Origin of the sequence: Pseudomonas sp. FYR_2 (genome assembly GCF_043106425.1) — a bacterium.
In the GTDB taxonomy this organism is placed as follows: domain Bacteria; phylum Pseudomonadota; class Gammaproteobacteria; order Pseudomonadales; family Pseudomonadaceae; genus Aquipseudomonas; species Aquipseudomonas monteilii.
On sequence record NZ_JBICMM010000002.1, the window covers coordinates 36,380 to 51,634 of the forward strand.

Genomic DNA, 15,255 nt, shown 5'->3' on the forward strand with positions numbered 1-15,255 from the left:
CGGCGCTCGATCTCACAGGCGCTGAAAGTGGTGTGGCAGGCACAAAAAAGGCGATCCGGTTGGATCGCCTTTTTTGTTACTTGACCACTTTCAGGCTCGGTCGGCCACTTGGGCGTGGCGGCTGCCCACCACCCTCTGGCGGCCCGTCGTCATCCGGCTGCACGTCATCGTCTTCCGGCTCGTCGCCATCCATTGGCGACTCCAGCTCGAAGACCATGCCCTGGCCATTTTCGCGGGCATAGATGCCTAGAATGGCGCCAACGGGTACGAACAGCGAGTGGGCCACTCCACTGAAACGACCCTCGAAGCTGACCGCTTCATTGTCCATGTGCAGGTGGCGCACAGCGCTTGGGGAGATATTCAGGACAATCTGGCCATCACTGGCGAAACCATCCGGCACCTGAACTTTCGGGAATTCGGCATTGACCAGCATATGGGGCGTGCAATCGTTGTCGACGATCCACTCGTACAGTGCTCGAACCAGATAGGGGCGACTGGAGTTCATCAACGGCTCCTTAAAGCTTGCGCATTTCACGTTCTACGGAGGACAGGCTCGCCTGGAAAGGCTCGCGGGCGAACTGACGTTCCATGTAATCCAGCAGCGGCTTGGCTTGCCGCGGCAACTCGATACCCAACACCGGCAAACGCCAGAGTATGGGCAGTAGACAGCAATCGACCAGGCTTTGCTCATCGCTCATGAAACAGGCGAATTCATTGAACAGCGGCGAAACGCCGGTCAGGCTTTCGCGCAAGGCCTTGCGCGCTTCGGTTCTGGCAGCCTCGCTGCTGCGTGAATCGAGCACGGTATCGGCCAGGGCACACCAGTCGCGCTGAATGCGGTGCATCAGCAAACGGCTGTTGCCACGCGCAACCGGGTATACCGGCATCAGCGGCGGGTGTGGGTAACGCTCCTCCAGGTATTCCATCACCACGGTCGACTCATACAACGCCAGGTCACGGTCGACCAGGGTCGGCACACTGCCGTAAGGGTTCACCTCGGCCAGCTTGGGCGGCAGGCGGGCGGGGTTGACATCGATGACCTGTACGGCAACGCCCTTCTCGGCCAACACCAGGCGTACCCGATGACAATAGTGATCAGCGGGATCGGAATAGCAGGCTAACCTGTTGGTTGCGCCCATGTAGCGGCTCCTCGCACGGGATGCTTGTGCAACTTTAAATGAAAACGCGCCCGGGGCGCCCCCGGCATTTCTGCTGGGGCGCCCCGGGCGCGTTCAACAACCAGAAACTACTGCGTGATCAGTGCACGTCCTTCCAGTATTCACGCTTGAGCAAGTAGGCGAATACGAAGAAGAAAGCCAGGTACAGCAACACATAGGTACCGATGCGCTGGCTTTCCAGTTTGACCGGGTTGGCCGAATAGGCCAGGAAGGTCACCAGGTTCTTGACCTTCTCGTCGAACTGCTCGGTCGTCAGGGTACCGGATTTCGGCGTAATGGTCAGCTGGTCGCAGGCTTCATGGGTGATCGGGCTACCGGTCAATGGGTCGAACTGCTTCTTGCCATCGGTCACGGTCTGCACCTGCTTGCAACCGACCACCTGATTGCCTTGCAGGCCGACCAGCACGTTGGGCATGCCGACGTTCGGGAACACCTTGTTGTTCACCCCGTAAGGCCGCGACGGGTCCTCATAGAAGCTACGCAGGTAGGTGTACAGCCAGTCGGTACCGCGCACCCGAGCCACCAGCGTCAGGTCTGGCGGCGCGGCGCCAAACCAGGTCTTGGCGTCACTGGGCTTCATGCCAATCTGCATGTGGTCGCCAATCTTGGCACCGGTGAACACCAGCTTCTCCAGCATCAGTTCGTGAGGGATGCCGAGGTCATCGGCCACACGCTCGTAACGCTGGAACTTGGCACTGTGGCAACCCATGCAATAGTTGGCAAAGGTGCGCGCACCATCCTGCATGGCGGCCTTGTCGGTCAGGTCGATATCGACCTTGTCCAGCTCCAGGCCGTGTTCAGCAGCGAAGGAAAAGGCAGGCATCACTGCCAGCAAAAATACTGCAATCAACTTTTTCATCAGCCAGTCACCCTTTCCGGAACCGGTTTGGTCTTCTCGAGCCTTGTGTAGAACGGCATCAGCAGGAAGTAGGCGAAGTACAACACCGTGCATACCTGCGACAGCAAGGTGCGCCCAGGTGTCGGCGCCAGTACGCCCAGCACGCCGAGAATGACGAAGGCCACGCAGAACACCAGCAGGAAGACCTTGCTGATCCAGCCCTTGTAACGCATGGAACGCACCGGGCTTCGGTCGAGCCAGGGCAGTACGAACAGCACGGCGATGGCCGCACCCATGGCGATGACGCCCATCAGCTTGTCAGGCACCGCACGCAAAATGGCGTAGAACGGTGTGAAGTACCACACAGGCGCAATGTGCTCAGGCGTCTTGAAGGCGTTGGCCTGCTCGAAGTTCGGTTTCTCCAGGAAGTAGCCACCCATTTCAGGGAAGAAGAACACCACCGCGCAGAACACGAACAGGAACACCACCACGCCGACGATGTCCTTGACGGTGTAGTACGGGTGGAACGGAATGCCGTCCAGCGGAATGCCGTTTTCGTCCTTTTTCTTCTTGATGTCGACGCCATCGGGGTTGTTCGAACCCACTTCGTGCAGGGCAAGGATGTGCAGCACCACCAGGCCGAGGATGACGATGGGCAGTGCGACCACATGCAAGGCGAAGAAGCGGTTCAGGGTGATACCCGAGATCAGGTAGTCGCCGCGGATCCACTGAGTGAGGTCGTCGCCAATCACCGGAATGGCGCCAAACAGCGAGATGATCACCTGGGCCCCCCAGTACGACATCTGCCCCCACGGCAGCAGATAGCCCATGAAGGCTTCAGCCATCAGCGCCAGGTAGATCAGCATGCCGAACAGCCAGACCAGTTCGCGCGGCTTCTGGTAGGAGCCGTACAGCAGGCCACGGAACATGTGCAGGTAGACCACGATAAAGAACGCCGACGCACCGGTGGAGTGCAAATAGCGCAGGATCCAGCCGTATTCCACGTCACGCATGATGTACTCGACCGAGGCGAATGCCTCTTCCGCCGAGGGCGTAAAGCTCATGGTCAGCCATACGCCGGTGACGATCTGGTTGACCAGCACCAGCAGCGCCAGGGAGCCGAAGAAGTACAGGAAGTTGAAGTTCTTGGGCGCGTAATACTTGCTAAGGTGGTCTTCCCACATCTTGGTGGCGGGGAAGCGAGCATCAATCCAGTCCATGAACTTGCTCATCATGCGTTCTCCTGGTCGACGCCGATGACGATGATCTCGTCCGACTCGTAAGAGTGCGGTGGCACTGGCAGGTTGAGAGGTGCCGGCTGCGACTTGTAGACGCGACCAGCAAGGTCGTAGTGGGAGCCGTGGCACGGGCAGAAGTAGCCACCCACCCACTTTGGACCGAGATCGGCAGGCGCCACTTCCGGGCGGAAGGTGGGCGAACACCCCAGGTGCGTGCACAGGCCGACGAGAATGAGGATTTCCGGCTTGATCGAGCGAACCTCAGGGTCGACGTAAGCCGGCTGCACCGAGGCCTTGGACTCTGGATCAGACAGGTCGCCGGTGATTTTTTTCAGGTTACCGAGGATTTCCTCCGTTCGCCGCACAATGAACACCGGCTGGCCACGCCACTCGGCCACCATCTGCTGCCCGGCCTCGACCTTGGCGATATTGACCTTCACCGGTGCACCCGCGGCTTTCGCCTTGGCACTGGGAAACCATGACCCCACGAACGGTACCGCAGCCCCCACTGCTCCCGCTGCCCCGACCACGGATGTCGCGGCTACGAGGAAGCGGCGCCGGCCTGCGTTGACGCCGTCATTGCTCATTCAGTCCTCTCCCATCAGCTTGCTTGGCCTGTTGAACCAGGCTTGTACTTAGGTTGTGTCAATGGCACTAAAAATTGGCCGCCATGGTAAGAAACAAATCCACACACTGACAAGGTGATTACCCCGGCAAGGGGCGACAACCCGCGCTTTGCTTGATCTGCGTCTATGCGACAAGTGGCCACTGACATGCTGACAGGTTAGTTCAAGCCAAAAAAAAAGCCCGGTTCCAAGGAACCGGGCTTTTCTCGACTGCCGAAGCGGTATTAACGCTTGGAGTACTGAGGACGCTTACGCGCTTTACGCAGACCCACTTTCTTACGCTCGACTTCACGAGCATCGCGGGTGACGTAGCCAGCACGACGCAGAGCGCCACGCAGGGTTTCGTCGTATTCCATCAGGGCGCGGGTGATACCGTGACGGATCGCACCGGCCTGACCGCTGACACCACCACCGGAAACGGTGACGTAGATGTCGAACTTCTCAACGGTTTCGGTCAGCTCGAGTGGCTGGCGAACAACCATGCGAGCGGTTTCGCGACCGAAGAACACGTCCAGAGAACGGTTGTTGATGGAAATGTTACCAGTACCCGGACGCAGGAATACGCGAGCGGTTGCGGTCTTGCGACGGCCAGTGCCGTAGTTTTGAGTCGCCGACATAATGAACCTTCCCGTTAGATCTTCAGTTCTTGAGGCTGCTGAGCAGTGTGTGGGTGAGCAGCACCCGCGTACACTTTCAGCTTGCGGTACATGTCGCGACCCAGCGGATTCTTAGGCAGCATGCCTTTGACCGCGGTTTCGATAACACGCTCAGGGGCCTTGGCGATCAACTTCTCGAAGTTGATTTCCTTGATACCGCCCGGGAAGCCGGAGTGGGAGTAGTACATTTTGTCGGAAGACTTGGCACCAGTCACACGAACCTGCTCGGCGTTGATAACGACGATGTAGTCACCGGTGTCAACGTGAGGGGTGTATTCTGGTTTGTGTTTGCCACGCAGACGGGTAGCGATTTCGGTAGCCAGACGACCCAGGGTCTGGCCAGCGGCGTCAACTACGAACCACTCGCGCTTTACTGTTTCCGGTTTAGCAGTAAAAGTTTTCATTCTCTAAAGCCTCAGAGGCCGCCCAGCGAAAAATAGACGGCGAATCTTACTGGATAGTGCACAGCTTGCCAAGGGCAAACGCGCAGCCGAACGCTGACGCTTTTGGGGGCTCGGGTCGGGCACGCCAATGTTCGACGGGGTTCTTCCTGCGTGGTGGTGCATCACTTCCGCCACACGGAGAGGGGCCGAATTATCCAGATTGCGCGAAAAATTTCAACCTGCTTTGATGGGCTTCTTTGCCAAGGAGTGTCTACCTGATGGAATACCGCCAGCTCGGCCGTACCGACCTCAACGTCAGCGCCCTGTGCCTGGGCACCATGACCTGGGGCGAACAGAACGTTCAGGCCGAAGCCTTCGAACAGATCGCCCGGGCCAAGGCCGCCGGGATCAACTTCATCGACACCGCCGAGATGTACCCGGTACCGCCCCGCCCCGAAACCTACGCAGCCACCGAGCGCATCATCGGCAACTGGTTCCGTGAACATGGCGACCGTGACGACTGGGTACTGGCCAGCAAGGTCGCAGGCCCCGGCAACGGCATCAGCCACATTCGCGACGGCCAGCTCAAACACAACCGTCAGCACATCGTCGCGGCACTGGACGAGAGCCTGAAGCGCCTGCAGACCGACCGCATCGACTTGTACCAGTTGCACTGGCCGGAGCGCAGCACCAACTTCTTCGGCAAGCTGGGCTACCAGCACCTGCCACAGGACCACTTCACCCCGCTGGAAGAAACCCTCGAAGTACTCGACGAACAGGTGCGTGCGGGCAAGATCCGTCACGTCGGCCTGTCCAACGAAACGCCGTGGGGCACCATGAAGTTTCTGCAACTGGCCGAGAGCCGTGGCTGGCCGCGGGCGGTATCGATCCAGAACCCCTACAACCTGCTCAACCGCAGTTTCGAGGTAGGCCTGGCGGAAGTGGCCATCCGTGAGCAGTGCGGCCTGCTGGCCTACTCGCCGCTGGCCTTCGGCATGCTCTCGGGCAAGTACGAGAACGGTGCACGGCCGGAAAATGCCCGCCTGACCCTCTTCAGCCGCTTTGCCCGCTACTCCAACCCGCAGACCGTGGCGGCCTGCAGCCGCTACGTGCAACTGGCCCGCGAGCATGGCCTGGACCCGGCGCAGATGGCCCTGGCATTCGTGACCCGGCAGCCTTTCGTGACCAGCAACATCATTGGCGCGACCAGCCTCGAGCAACTGGAGAGCAACCTGGCCAGCATTGAGCTGAGCCTGAGCGACGAGCTGCTGGTAGGGATCGAGGCGATTCACCAGGAGCAGCCCAACCCTGCCCCTTGATCAAAGCCACAAGCGGCAAGCTTCAAGTTGCAAGACAGAGCGGGCGAGTACCGACCTGCTTTTTTCTTGCAGCTTGTAGCTCGAAGCTTGCAGCTGGGCAAAAAACATAAGACGATCCAGCCGGTGATTGACCACTCTACCCTATAAGAACAATGACAATGATGTTTACCCAACCCTCCGCGTCGCTGCGGCGCGTCAGCATCCTGGCCATTGACAAGGTGTTCGCTTCGACCTTGATGCAAGCCAAGGATTTCTTCCACCTCGCCAGCCTGCGCTACAGCAAGCAGCTGGGCCTGGGCCTGCAGCCCATGTTCGAAATCCGCCTGGTGAGCCCCGACGGCCAGCCTGTGGACAGTTTCAGCAATGTGCAGTTACCGGTCGACGGTGGCCTGGACGATGCCGATGTGATCATCCTCCCGGCCTATTGGGACGACTTCGACAACCTGCTGCAGCGCTACCCACAGGTGCTACCGTGGCTGCGTGACCAGCATGCGCGCGGCGCGGTGCTGTGCGCCGAGGCCAGTGGCGTGTTCTGGCTGGCCGAGTCCGGCCTGCTCGATGGCAAGGAGGCGACGACCTACTGGCGCTTCTTCAACAGCTTTGCCGAGCGCTTTCCGAAGATCCGGCTGAACCAGGACAAGCACCTGACCGACGCCGACAATATCTATTGCGCGGGCGGCGCTACCTCGGCCTGCGACCTGTACATCTACCTGATCGAACGCTTCTGCGGCGCCAACGTGGCCCGCGCCGTGGCCCGCGACATCCTCTACGAAGTCCAGCGCAACTACACCCCGGGGCGTATGGGCTTTGGCGGGCAGAAGCTGCACCAGGACCTGATCATCCTGCAGATCCAGCACTGGCTGGAAGAGCACTTCGCCGACAAGTTCCGCTTCGAGGATGTGGCCCGCAACCACGGCATGAGCATCCGCAACTTCATGCGCCGCTTCCAGGGCGCGACGGGCGACAAGCCGCTGCACTACCTGCAACGGCTACGGATCGAAACAGCCAAGGGGTTGCTGTCGAGTACGCGCAAGAGCATCAAGACCATCAGCTATGAGGTCGGTTATGACGATGCCAGTTTCTTTGCGCGGCTGTTCCGTCAGCACACCGAGTTGTCGCCGAACCAGTATCGGCAACAGTTCATGCAGGAAGCCTGAAAGGCTTCCTGAGCGGCAAGCTACAAGCTTCAAGCGGCAAGAAAAAAGCCAGAGCAACATGCGGTTTGCTCTGGCTTTTTTCTTGCCGCTTGAAGCTTGTAGCTTGCCGCTGCCTTTAGGGCTTGTGTGCGCGCGACAGGAATTCGTGCGACTGCATCTCCAGCAACCGGCTCAGGGTGCGCTGGAACTCGAAGCTCAGACGCCCACCGGTATACAGATCCTTCAGCTCCACCTCAGCCGAAATGATCAACTTGACGTTACGGTCGTAGAACTCGTCCACCATGTTGATGAAACGGCGGGCGATGTCGTCGGTGGTCACGCCCATCTGCTCCACGTTGCTCAGCAGCACTGCATGGAAAATCTTGCCCAGCTCGATGTAGTCGTTCTGGCTACGCGGCCCGTCGCACAGGGCGCGGAAGTCGAACCAGGCAACGTCATCGCAAGTACGCAGCGCATTGATCGGGCGGTTCTCGATCATCAGCACGTCATTCTCGACCGCCTGGGTGCACTCAGGGGTCAGCGCCTTGAAGCTGGCGCGCATGCTCTGATGCGCCGCATCGTTGAGCGGGAAGTGGAACAGCTCGGCCTGCTCCAGGTGACGCAGGCGGTAGTCGACGCCGCTGTCGACGTTCACCACGTCGGTGTACTGCTTGATCATGGCGATGGCCGGCAGGAAGCGCGCACGTTGCAGGCCGTCCTTGTACAGGCCGTCCGGCACGATGTTGGAGGTAGCCACCAGCGACACGCCGTTCTTGAACAGCTCCTCCATCAAGGTGCCGAGAATCATGGCATCGGTAATGTCCGACACGAAGAATTCGTCGAAGCAGATTACCTTGGCTTCTTCGCTGAAGCGCTTGGCAATGATGGTCAGCGGGTTCTTCTCGCCCTTGAGGGTTTTCATTTCCTCGTGCACACGCTTCATGAAGCGGTGGAAGTGCGTACGCATCTTCTGCTTGAACGGCAGCGCTTCGTAGAAGGTATCGACCAGGTAGGTCTTGCCTCGCCCTACCCCACCCCAGAAGTACAGGCCCTTGACCGGGGTCTGCTCCTTCTTGCCGAACAGCTTGCCGAACACGCCCGGCTTGTTGTTCTGCGCGTGCACCAGGTCGTCGTACAGGCGCTGCAGGTGACGCACCGCAGTTTCCTGCGCCGCGTCATGGAAGAAGTCGGGACGTTTCAGATCTGCTTGATAGCGTTCTAAGGGAGTCATGATTCGTTAGCGAGGCAACAAAAAACGGGCCGTCACTGTAGCGACAGGCCCGCTTAATGGCAATGAGACTTGCGTCAATATGCCTCAGTCCGAGTGGAATCCTGTGGGAGCGGGCGCGCCCGCGAACACCGGCGAAGCCGGTGCCACGCACCGCGGTGCCTGCTTCGCGGGCTTGCCCGCTCCCACAGATAAACATCCTCAGTCCTGCTGGGGTGCCAGGGCATCACGCAGGCTTTGAATAGCTGCATCACGGGCTTCGGCGCTGTCGAACTGCGGCCCGTCAGCCACCTGCTCGCCGTTCAGCCACAGGCCGAAGCCCAGGCCGTCGACGCGCACATCCGCCTCGCCACCCTGCTGCAACTGCTTGCTGACGGCGCCGGCACTCTTGCCATCGGCAAAGCTGCGCGACAGCAGCAGTTGCTCGCCATCAGCGGCCAGCAGGCGGAAGCGGAAGCTGCCGTCTTCGTCGCGGAAGCTGACGAAACGCGCGCTCTTGGCGGCTTTCTTCTTCACTTCGGTATTGACCTGGACGCCACTGCGGAACGAACGCAGGCCTACAGACTCGCGCAGTTGCTCGAGGAATGGCGTGGCGATCTTGCGGGCCTTGGCGGCGCCGGCCAGCAGGATGTCTTCCAGCTCCGCCGGCCGGGCGATCAACTGGTGGTAGTACTCACGCTTTTCGGCCAACTGACCGTCCAGCAGCTGGAACAGGCGTTGCTTGGCATCACCCCAGCCCAGGCCCTGCAACAGCTCTTCGCGGAACCCGGCACATTGTTCAGGCGTCGAGAAGGCCTGGAACAGGGTGAACAGGTGCGAATTGTCCGGGTCTTTCGCTTCGCCTGGGGCGCGCGAGTCGGTGACGATGCGCGAGATGGCGTCTTTCATGTCCTTGGCGCTGGTGAACAACGGGATGGTGTTGTCATAGCTCTTGGACATCTTGCGCCCGTCCAGGCCTGGCAGGGTCGCCACGCTTTCCTCGATCACCGCCTCCGGCAGGGCGAAGAAGTCCTTGCCCTGGCCGAACAGGTGGTTGAAGCGCTGGCCGATGTCACGGGCCATTTCCACGTGCTGGATCTGGTCGCGGCCGACCGGCACCTTGTTGGCGTTGAACATCAGGATGTCGGCAGCCATCAGCACCGGGTAGCTGAACAGGCCCATGGTCACGCCAGCGTCCGGGTCTTCGCCGGCCTCGACGTTCTTGTCCACCGAGGCCTTGTAGGCATGGGCACGGTTCAGCAGGCCTTTAGCAGCAACGCAGGTCAACAGCCAGGTCAGCTCGGGGATTTCCGGGATGTCGGACTGGCGGTAGAAGGTCACTTTGTCCGGGTCCAGGCCACCGGCCAGCCAGGTCGCGGCGATTTCCAGGCGCGAACGCTGGATGCGCATCGGGTCGTCGCACTTGATCAGGGCGTGGTAGTCGGCCAGGAAGTAGAACGAGTCGACACCGGGCTGCTGGCTGGCACGGATCGCCGGGCGGATGGCGCCGGCGTAGTTGCCCAGGTGCGGTGTGCCGGTGGTGGTGATACCGGTAAGGATGCGCGTGGTCATGGGTGTTCGCTTATTCAGGCTTGGCTCAGTTCGAAAGGCGCGGCAGCAGCAGATCCTTCAGATCGGTCAGCTTGCCATGGAAGAAGTGTCCGCATTCTGCCACTTTCAGCAGCTCATGGGGGCGCGACAGGCTGTCAGACCATTCGTAAACCAGCTGCGGCGCAACGACTTCGTCGGCATCCGGTTGCACCACGGTGATCGGGCAGCGCTGTGGCAGCGGGAATTCCGCCGTCAGGCGCATGACTGCCGGGGCGATCATGAACAGGTGCTGCAACTCGGTGCCTGCAGCCTCCAGGCGGCCGGCCAGGCTGGTGGCGACGAAGCCGCCGAACGAGAAGCCCATCAGCACCAGCGGCAGTTCAGGATGTCTGGCCCGCAGCCAGGCTGCGGCAGCGTCGGCATCGGCCACTTCGCCTGCGCCCATGTCATGGCTGCCGGCGCTTTGGCCAACGCCACGGTAATTGAAACGCAGGGTGACGTAACCGGCATCGCGGGCGGTGCGTTGCAGGGTCGAGACCACCTTGTTGAGCATGGTGCCGCCCTGGACCGGGTTGGGGTGGCAGATCAGCACCGCGCCACGGGCATCGGCCACATCAAGGTACAAGGCTTCCAGCTGGCCGCTGGGGCCATCGATGAACAAGGGGGTTTCGCGGACAAGCAAGGCACTACTCCGTGACCTCGGGAGGGGTCGATTCGTCTAGGTGAGGAATTCTGTTCTGATTTGCGATCGCTCGCGGTATACAGCGCAGGTCTGAGCCGTTAACGTAAAGCAAAGCCGTTTATAGAGGAAGGACTCGTGGAACTCTCGCTCCTTGTTTGGTTGTTGCCAACCCTGGCCCTGGTCATTGGCGTGGTCGTCGGTTTCGTCGTGGCCCGCCTGCTGCCCAATGCCGCGCCCAGCAGCACACAGCGTCAGCTGGATGACATCCAGAAGCGTTTCGACAGCTACCAGAACGAAGTGGTCACCCACTTCAACAGCACCGCCGTGCTGGTCAAGAAACTGACCCAAAGCTACCAGGACGTGCAGGATCACCTGGCCGAAGGCGCCAACAGCCTGGCCCTGGATGAAGTCACTCGCCAACGCCTGCTGGCTGCACTGCACTCCGAAGCGCCGCAAGGACCACGTGACCGCCTGACCCCGCCGAAAGACACCGCCGAAGTGCCACGCGACTATGCACCGAAAGCGCCCAACTCGCCGGGCATGCTGGATGAGAGCTACGGGCTCAAGCGTTAATCCGCTGAACATGAAAAAGGCCTCGCAAGAGGCCTTTTTCGGTTTACCTATTTGCAAGCCTGCAATGCCTGCTCGACATCCGCCAATAGATCCTCCACATCCTCCAGACCCACCGACAACCTCACCAGCCCCTCCGATATCCCGTGATGTGCCCGCTCTTGCGGCGTGTAACTGGAGTGCGTCATGCTCGCCGGGTGCTGTGCCAACGACTCGGCATCCCCCAGGCTCACCGCCCGAGCAAACAGCTGTAGCGCATTCATGAAGCGCCGCCCCGCCTCGATACCGCCCTTGAGCTCGAAAGCGATCATGCCGCCCGGCAAACGCATCTGCCGTTGCGCCAGTTCGTACTGGGCGAACGACGGCAAACCGGGGTAATGAATCAGCTCCACCTGCGGCTGCCGGGCCAGAAACTCGGCCACCTGCCGGGCATTGCTGCAATGCCGGTCCATGCGCAGAGCCAGGGTCTTGATCCCGCGCATCAGCAACGCCGCATCATGTGGCGACATTACCGCCCCGGTCATGTCTTTCAGCCCTTCCAGGCGAATACGGTCGACCAGCGCCTTGCGCCCCACTACCAGGCCGGCGGTGATGTCGCCATGGCCACTGAGGTACTTGGTTGCCGAATGCACCACCAGGTCCGCCCCCAGCTCAAGTGGCCGCTGCAAGTAAGGCGTGCAGTAGGTGTTATCCACCACGACATGCACATCATGCCCCTGCACGGCCTGGGCAACCGCCGCGATGTCCACCAGTTGCATGTTGGGGTTAGCCGGCGTTTCAAAGTAGATCATCCGTGTTTTACTGTTGATCGCCGCTTTCAATGCCTTGGCATCGTTCAGGTCGACATGGCGGACCTTCACCCCGAACTCACCAATACCGTGGTGCAGAAAAGCGAAGGTGCAGCCATACAAGGTGCGCCCGACAATCAGTTCATCACCCGGCCGCAACAGGGTCCAGATGGTCGAGGTAATAGCGCCCATACCCGACGCCAACGCCAACCCCGCCTCACCGCCCTCCAGTGAAGCCATGCGTTGTTCCAGCAGTGCCAGGGTGGGGTTGGAGATGCGGCTGTAGAAATGCCCCGCCGCCTCCCCAGCAAAGCACGCAGCGCCGTATTCAACAGTGGGGAAGGCATAGGTGGCGGTCTGGTACACCGGCGGCACCAGCGCGCCACCGTGGGAAAGCGGGTCGTAGCCATGGTGAATGGCCCGCGTGGAAAAACCGGTGTTGTTATGGGAGTCGCGCATGGCAACAGCCTCTTGTGGTTTGTTATAAGCTTATGCCACCGAGCTGCCCGATTTTTTCCAAAATAGCCCACCGATCTGCGTGCTTGTTGGAACAAAAACAATAATCAACGGACCAGGAGGGCAAAACATGCCTTCAAGCCTCGACCGCACCGACCGCGCCCTGCTCGCGGCCTTGCAAGACAACGCCCGCCTTACCGTCGCCGAACTCGCCGACCAGGTGGCGCTCACCACCTCACCCTGCTGGCGACGGGTCAAGCTGCTGGAAGACAACGGCTACATCACTGGCTACCAGGCCATTCTCTCGCCCAAGTCGCTAGGGTTTGGCGTGACCGCGTTCGTCAGCATCATGATGGACTCGCACACCAAGGACATGGCACTGGCGTTCGAGCAGCGGCTGATGGAAATCCCTGAGATCGTGGCCTGCCATAACATCTCCGGGCGCTATGACTTTTTGCTGGAGATCCTGGCAAGGGACCTGGAGTCGTTCGGGGAATTCACTCGGGAAGTGCTGCAGCGGTTGCCGGGGGTGAAGGAGATCTATTCGAGTTTTTCCTACAAGGCGGTGAAGGAAAGACGGGTGATACCTGTGTCGGAGAAACACATCTAAGTGGCTCCTACATCTGAACATTGGTTAATGATCAAGCAGAGAACCTGTGGGAGCCGGAACCAGACAATAAAAAAACCCGCCGAAGCGGGTTTTTAATTGCAGGCCAGCGCTTAGATCGCGCCACGCTGGCGCAGCACGTCCAGCACCAGCTTCACGCCTTCATCCACGCTGGTGGACTGGGTGTCGATCACCAGATCCGCATCCAGCGGCACATCGAACGGGAAGCTTTCGCCCGGGATGTTGTCGCCACCGGCAGCGTACAGGCCTTGTGGGTCACGCTCACGGCAGGCCAGCGGCGATGCCTGAACGTACACAGTCACCAGTCGGTCTTTGCCGATCAGCGCCTTGGCCTGCTCGCGGCCTTCGGCATCCGGGGCCACGAACGCAGCCAGGGTCAGCAAGCCGGCTTCGTTGAACTGGCGCGCCACATGGGCGGCGCGGCGCCAGTTCTCGGTGCGACCGGCACGGTCCTGTGGCAGGCCCTTGTTCAGGTCGTGGCGCAGGTTCTGGCCGTCGAGCACGTACACCGCACGGCCCATATCGAACAGCTTGCGCTCCACGGCATAGGCCAGGGTGCTCTTGCCAGCGCCGGACAGGCCGCTGAACAGCACGGTGGCTGGCTGCTGACCAAAGCGCAGTGCACGCTCCTCGGTGGACACGTGAGCCTGCTTGCCATGCTGGCCGGTGCTGCCGTGCGGCAGTACTGGCGGGGCGATGATCATGCCGGCGCCGACGGTGCCGTTGGTCAGGCGGTCGATGACGATGAACGCACCGGTGGTGCGGTTGCTGTCGTAACCGTCCAGCGCGATCGAAGCGTCCAGGGCAACCTTCACGCGGCCGATCTCGTTCAGTTGCAGTGCGCTGGCAGCGCCCTGCTCCAAGGTATTCACGTCAACCTTGTGGGTGATGCTGGCAACCGAGCCCGGCACGTAGCTGGTGGCGCGCTTGATGTCGTACTTCTTGCCCGGCAGCATCGGCTCTTCGGCCATCCACACCAGCATGGCGTCGAACTGGTCGGTCACCGGCGGTACGTTGTCGGCGTGTACCAGCAGGTCACCACGGGAGATGTCGATCTCGTCTTCCATGGTCAGGGTCACGGCCTGGCCTGGGCCTGCGTTTTCCAGTTCACCCTCATAGGTGACGATGGACTTGACGCGGCTGCTCTTGCCCGACGGCAGCACGACGATTTCGTCGCCCTTGTGTACCACGCCGCTGGCGATGGTGCCGGCGAAGCCGCGGAAGTTCAGGTTCGGGCGGTTCACGTACTGCACCGGGAAGCGCAGGTCGGTGAAGTTGCGGTCGGCCGACACTTCGACGGTTTCGAGGATTTCCATCAGCGTCGGGCCGGCGTACCACGGCGAACGCTCGCTGTGGTTGACCACGTTATCGCCCTTGAGCGCCGACATCGGCACGAAGTGCAGGCTGCTTGGGGTCAGGTTGATGGCGTCGGCAAACTTCAGGTAATCCGCCTTGATCGACTCGAAGACGTCCTGATCGAAGCCTTTGAGGTCCATCTTGTTGACCGCGACCACGATGTGCTTGATGCCCAGCAACGAAGCGATGTAGCTGTGGCGGCGGGTCTGGGTCTGCACGCCGTAGCGGGCATCGACCAGGATGATCGCCAGGTCGCAGGTGGACGCACCGGTGGCCATGTTGCGGGTGTACTGCTCGTGGCCCGGGGTGTCGGCAATGATGAACTTGCGCTTGGCGGTGGAGAAGTAGCGGTAGGCGACATCGATGGTGATGCCCTGCTCGCGCTCGGCCTGCAGGCCGTCTACCAGCAGTGCCAGGTCGACTTCTTCGCCGGTGGTGCCGACTTTCTTCGAATCACGGGTGATGGCTTCGAGGTGGTCCTCGTAGATCATCTTCGAGTCGTGCAGCAGGCGCCCGATCAGGGTGCTCTTGCCGTCATCCACGTTACCGCAGGTGAGGAAACGCAGCAGTTCTTTGCGCTCGTGCTGAGCCAGATAAGCGAGGATATCTTCGCTGATCAAATCGGATTGGTGCGACATGGAGT

The 15,255-nt window shown here is 60.7% G+C and carries 16 protein-coding genes; 4 read left to right on the forward strand and 12 right to left on the reverse strand.

Annotation, left to right across the window (positions count from 1 at the left end):
- Positions 1–76: 76 nt before the first annotated feature.
- From ACF8R4_RS00250 to rplM, 7 genes are all read right to left on the reverse strand, one after another.
- The gene (locus ACF8R4_RS00250; protein ID WP_082426418.1) at positions 77–505 is read right to left on the reverse strand and encodes a ClpXP protease specificity-enhancing factor; all 429 of its coding nucleotides are present in this window, start codon (positions 503–505) and stop codon (positions 77–79) included.
- Positions 506–515: 10 nt separating this feature from the next.
- A complete protein-coding gene (locus ACF8R4_RS00255; protein WP_392491428.1) occupies positions 516–1,139 on the reverse strand; it encodes a glutathione S-transferase N-terminal domain-containing protein in 624 nt (207 codons plus the stop codon).
- Positions 1,140–1,257: 118 nt separating this feature from the next.
- Entirely contained in the window at positions 1,258–2,037 is a 780-nt protein-coding gene (locus ACF8R4_RS00260) for a cytochrome c1 (protein ID WP_060499788.1), read from the reverse strand.
- Positions 2,037–3,248 (reverse strand): cytochrome bc complex cytochrome b subunit, encoded by a 1,212-nt coding sequence (locus tag ACF8R4_RS00265; RefSeq protein ID WP_003251825.1) that lies wholly within the window; start codon positions 3,246–3,248, stop codon positions 2,037–2,039. Before ACF8R4_RS00265 ends, ACF8R4_RS00260 begins: the two co-directional genes overlap by 1 nt.
- On the reverse strand, positions 3,248–3,841 hold the full coding sequence (petA, locus tag ACF8R4_RS00270) for a ubiquinol-cytochrome c reductase iron-sulfur subunit (RefSeq protein WP_003251823.1): 594 nt from the start codon (positions 3,839–3,841) through the stop codon (positions 3,248–3,250). The genes ACF8R4_RS00265 and petA overlap by 1 nt, the downstream gene beginning before the upstream one ends.
- A 263-nt stretch (positions 3,842–4,104) precedes the next feature.
- Positions 4,105–4,497 carry a 30S ribosomal protein S9 gene (gene rpsI / locus ACF8R4_RS00275; RefSeq protein ID WP_003260797.1) on the reverse strand — a complete coding sequence of 131 codons (393 nt, stop codon included), beginning with the start codon at positions 4,495–4,497 and terminating at the stop codon, positions 4,105–4,107.
- A gap of 14 nt (positions 4,498–4,511) precedes the next feature.
- The gene (gene rplM, locus ACF8R4_RS00280; RefSeq protein ID WP_003251819.1) at positions 4,512–4,940 is read right to left on the reverse strand and encodes a 50S ribosomal protein L13; all 429 of its coding nucleotides are present in this window, start codon (positions 4,938–4,940) and stop codon (positions 4,512–4,514) included.
- 257 nt (positions 4,941–5,197) lie between these two features.
- Between rplM and ACF8R4_RS00285 the strand changes: the two genes are divergently transcribed.
- Both ACF8R4_RS00285 and ACF8R4_RS00290 read left to right on the forward strand, forming a co-directional pair.
- The gene (locus tag ACF8R4_RS00285) at positions 5,198–6,238 is read left to right on the forward strand and encodes an NADP(H)-dependent aldo-keto reductase (protein WP_060499787.1); all 1,041 of its coding nucleotides are present in this window, start codon (positions 5,198–5,200) and stop codon (positions 6,236–6,238) included.
- Positions 6,239–6,474: 236 nt separating this feature from the next.
- Positions 6,475–7,395, forward strand: a complete 921-nt coding sequence (locus tag ACF8R4_RS00290; protein ID WP_174442268.1) for a GlxA family transcriptional regulator — start codon at positions 6,475–6,477, stop codon at positions 7,393–7,395.
- A gap of 115 nt (positions 7,396–7,510) precedes the next feature.
- Here ACF8R4_RS00290 and zapE read toward each other — a convergent pair whose 3' ends face one another.
- The 3 genes from zapE to ACF8R4_RS00305 all read right to left on the reverse strand — a co-directional run bounded on the left by zapE (position 7,511) and on the right by ACF8R4_RS00305 (position 10,814).
- Complete coding sequence (zapE, locus tag ACF8R4_RS00295) at positions 7,511–8,605, reverse strand: cell division protein ZapE (RefSeq protein ID WP_060499786.1); 1,095 nt, start codon at positions 8,603–8,605, stop codon at positions 7,511–7,513.
- A gap of 198 nt (positions 8,606–8,803) precedes the next feature.
- Positions 8,804–10,153 (reverse strand): tryptophan--tRNA ligase, encoded by a 1,350-nt coding sequence (locus tag ACF8R4_RS00300; protein WP_392491431.1) that lies wholly within the window; start codon positions 10,151–10,153, stop codon positions 8,804–8,806.
- Positions 10,154–10,178: 25 nt separating this feature from the next.
- On the reverse strand, positions 10,179–10,814 hold the full coding sequence (locus ACF8R4_RS00305) for an alpha/beta hydrolase (RefSeq protein ID WP_060499784.1): 636 nt from the start codon (positions 10,812–10,814) through the stop codon (positions 10,179–10,181).
- A gap of 135 nt (positions 10,815–10,949) precedes the next feature.
- Between ACF8R4_RS00305 and ACF8R4_RS00310 the strand changes: the two genes are divergently transcribed.
- Positions 10,950–11,387, forward strand: coding sequence for a YhcB family protein (locus tag ACF8R4_RS00310; RefSeq protein WP_016713539.1), 438 nt, complete (start codon positions 10,950–10,952; stop codon positions 11,385–11,387).
- 47 nt (positions 11,388–11,434) lie between these two features.
- Here the strand turns inward: ACF8R4_RS00310 and ACF8R4_RS00315 are convergent, their stop codons facing one another.
- A complete protein-coding gene (locus tag ACF8R4_RS00315) occupies positions 11,435–12,631 on the reverse strand; it encodes a methionine gamma-lyase (RefSeq protein WP_104833382.1) in 1,197 nt (398 codons plus the stop codon).
- Positions 12,632–12,758: 127 nt separating this feature from the next.
- On the opposite strand from ACF8R4_RS00315, the gene ACF8R4_RS00320 reads away from it, so the two are divergent.
- A complete protein-coding gene (locus ACF8R4_RS00320) occupies positions 12,759–13,238 on the forward strand; it encodes an Lrp/AsnC family transcriptional regulator (RefSeq protein ID WP_016498026.1) in 480 nt (159 codons plus the stop codon).
- 110 nt (positions 13,239–13,348) lie between these two features.
- On the opposite strand, the gene cysN is transcribed toward ACF8R4_RS00320, so the two are convergent.
- Positions 13,349–15,250: a sulfate adenylyltransferase subunit CysN gene (gene cysN, locus ACF8R4_RS00325; RefSeq protein WP_060499782.1), complete on the reverse strand. Its 1,902-nt coding sequence runs from the start codon at positions 15,248–15,250 to the stop codon at positions 13,349–13,351.
- Between the last annotated feature and the right edge of the window lie 5 nt (positions 15,251–15,255).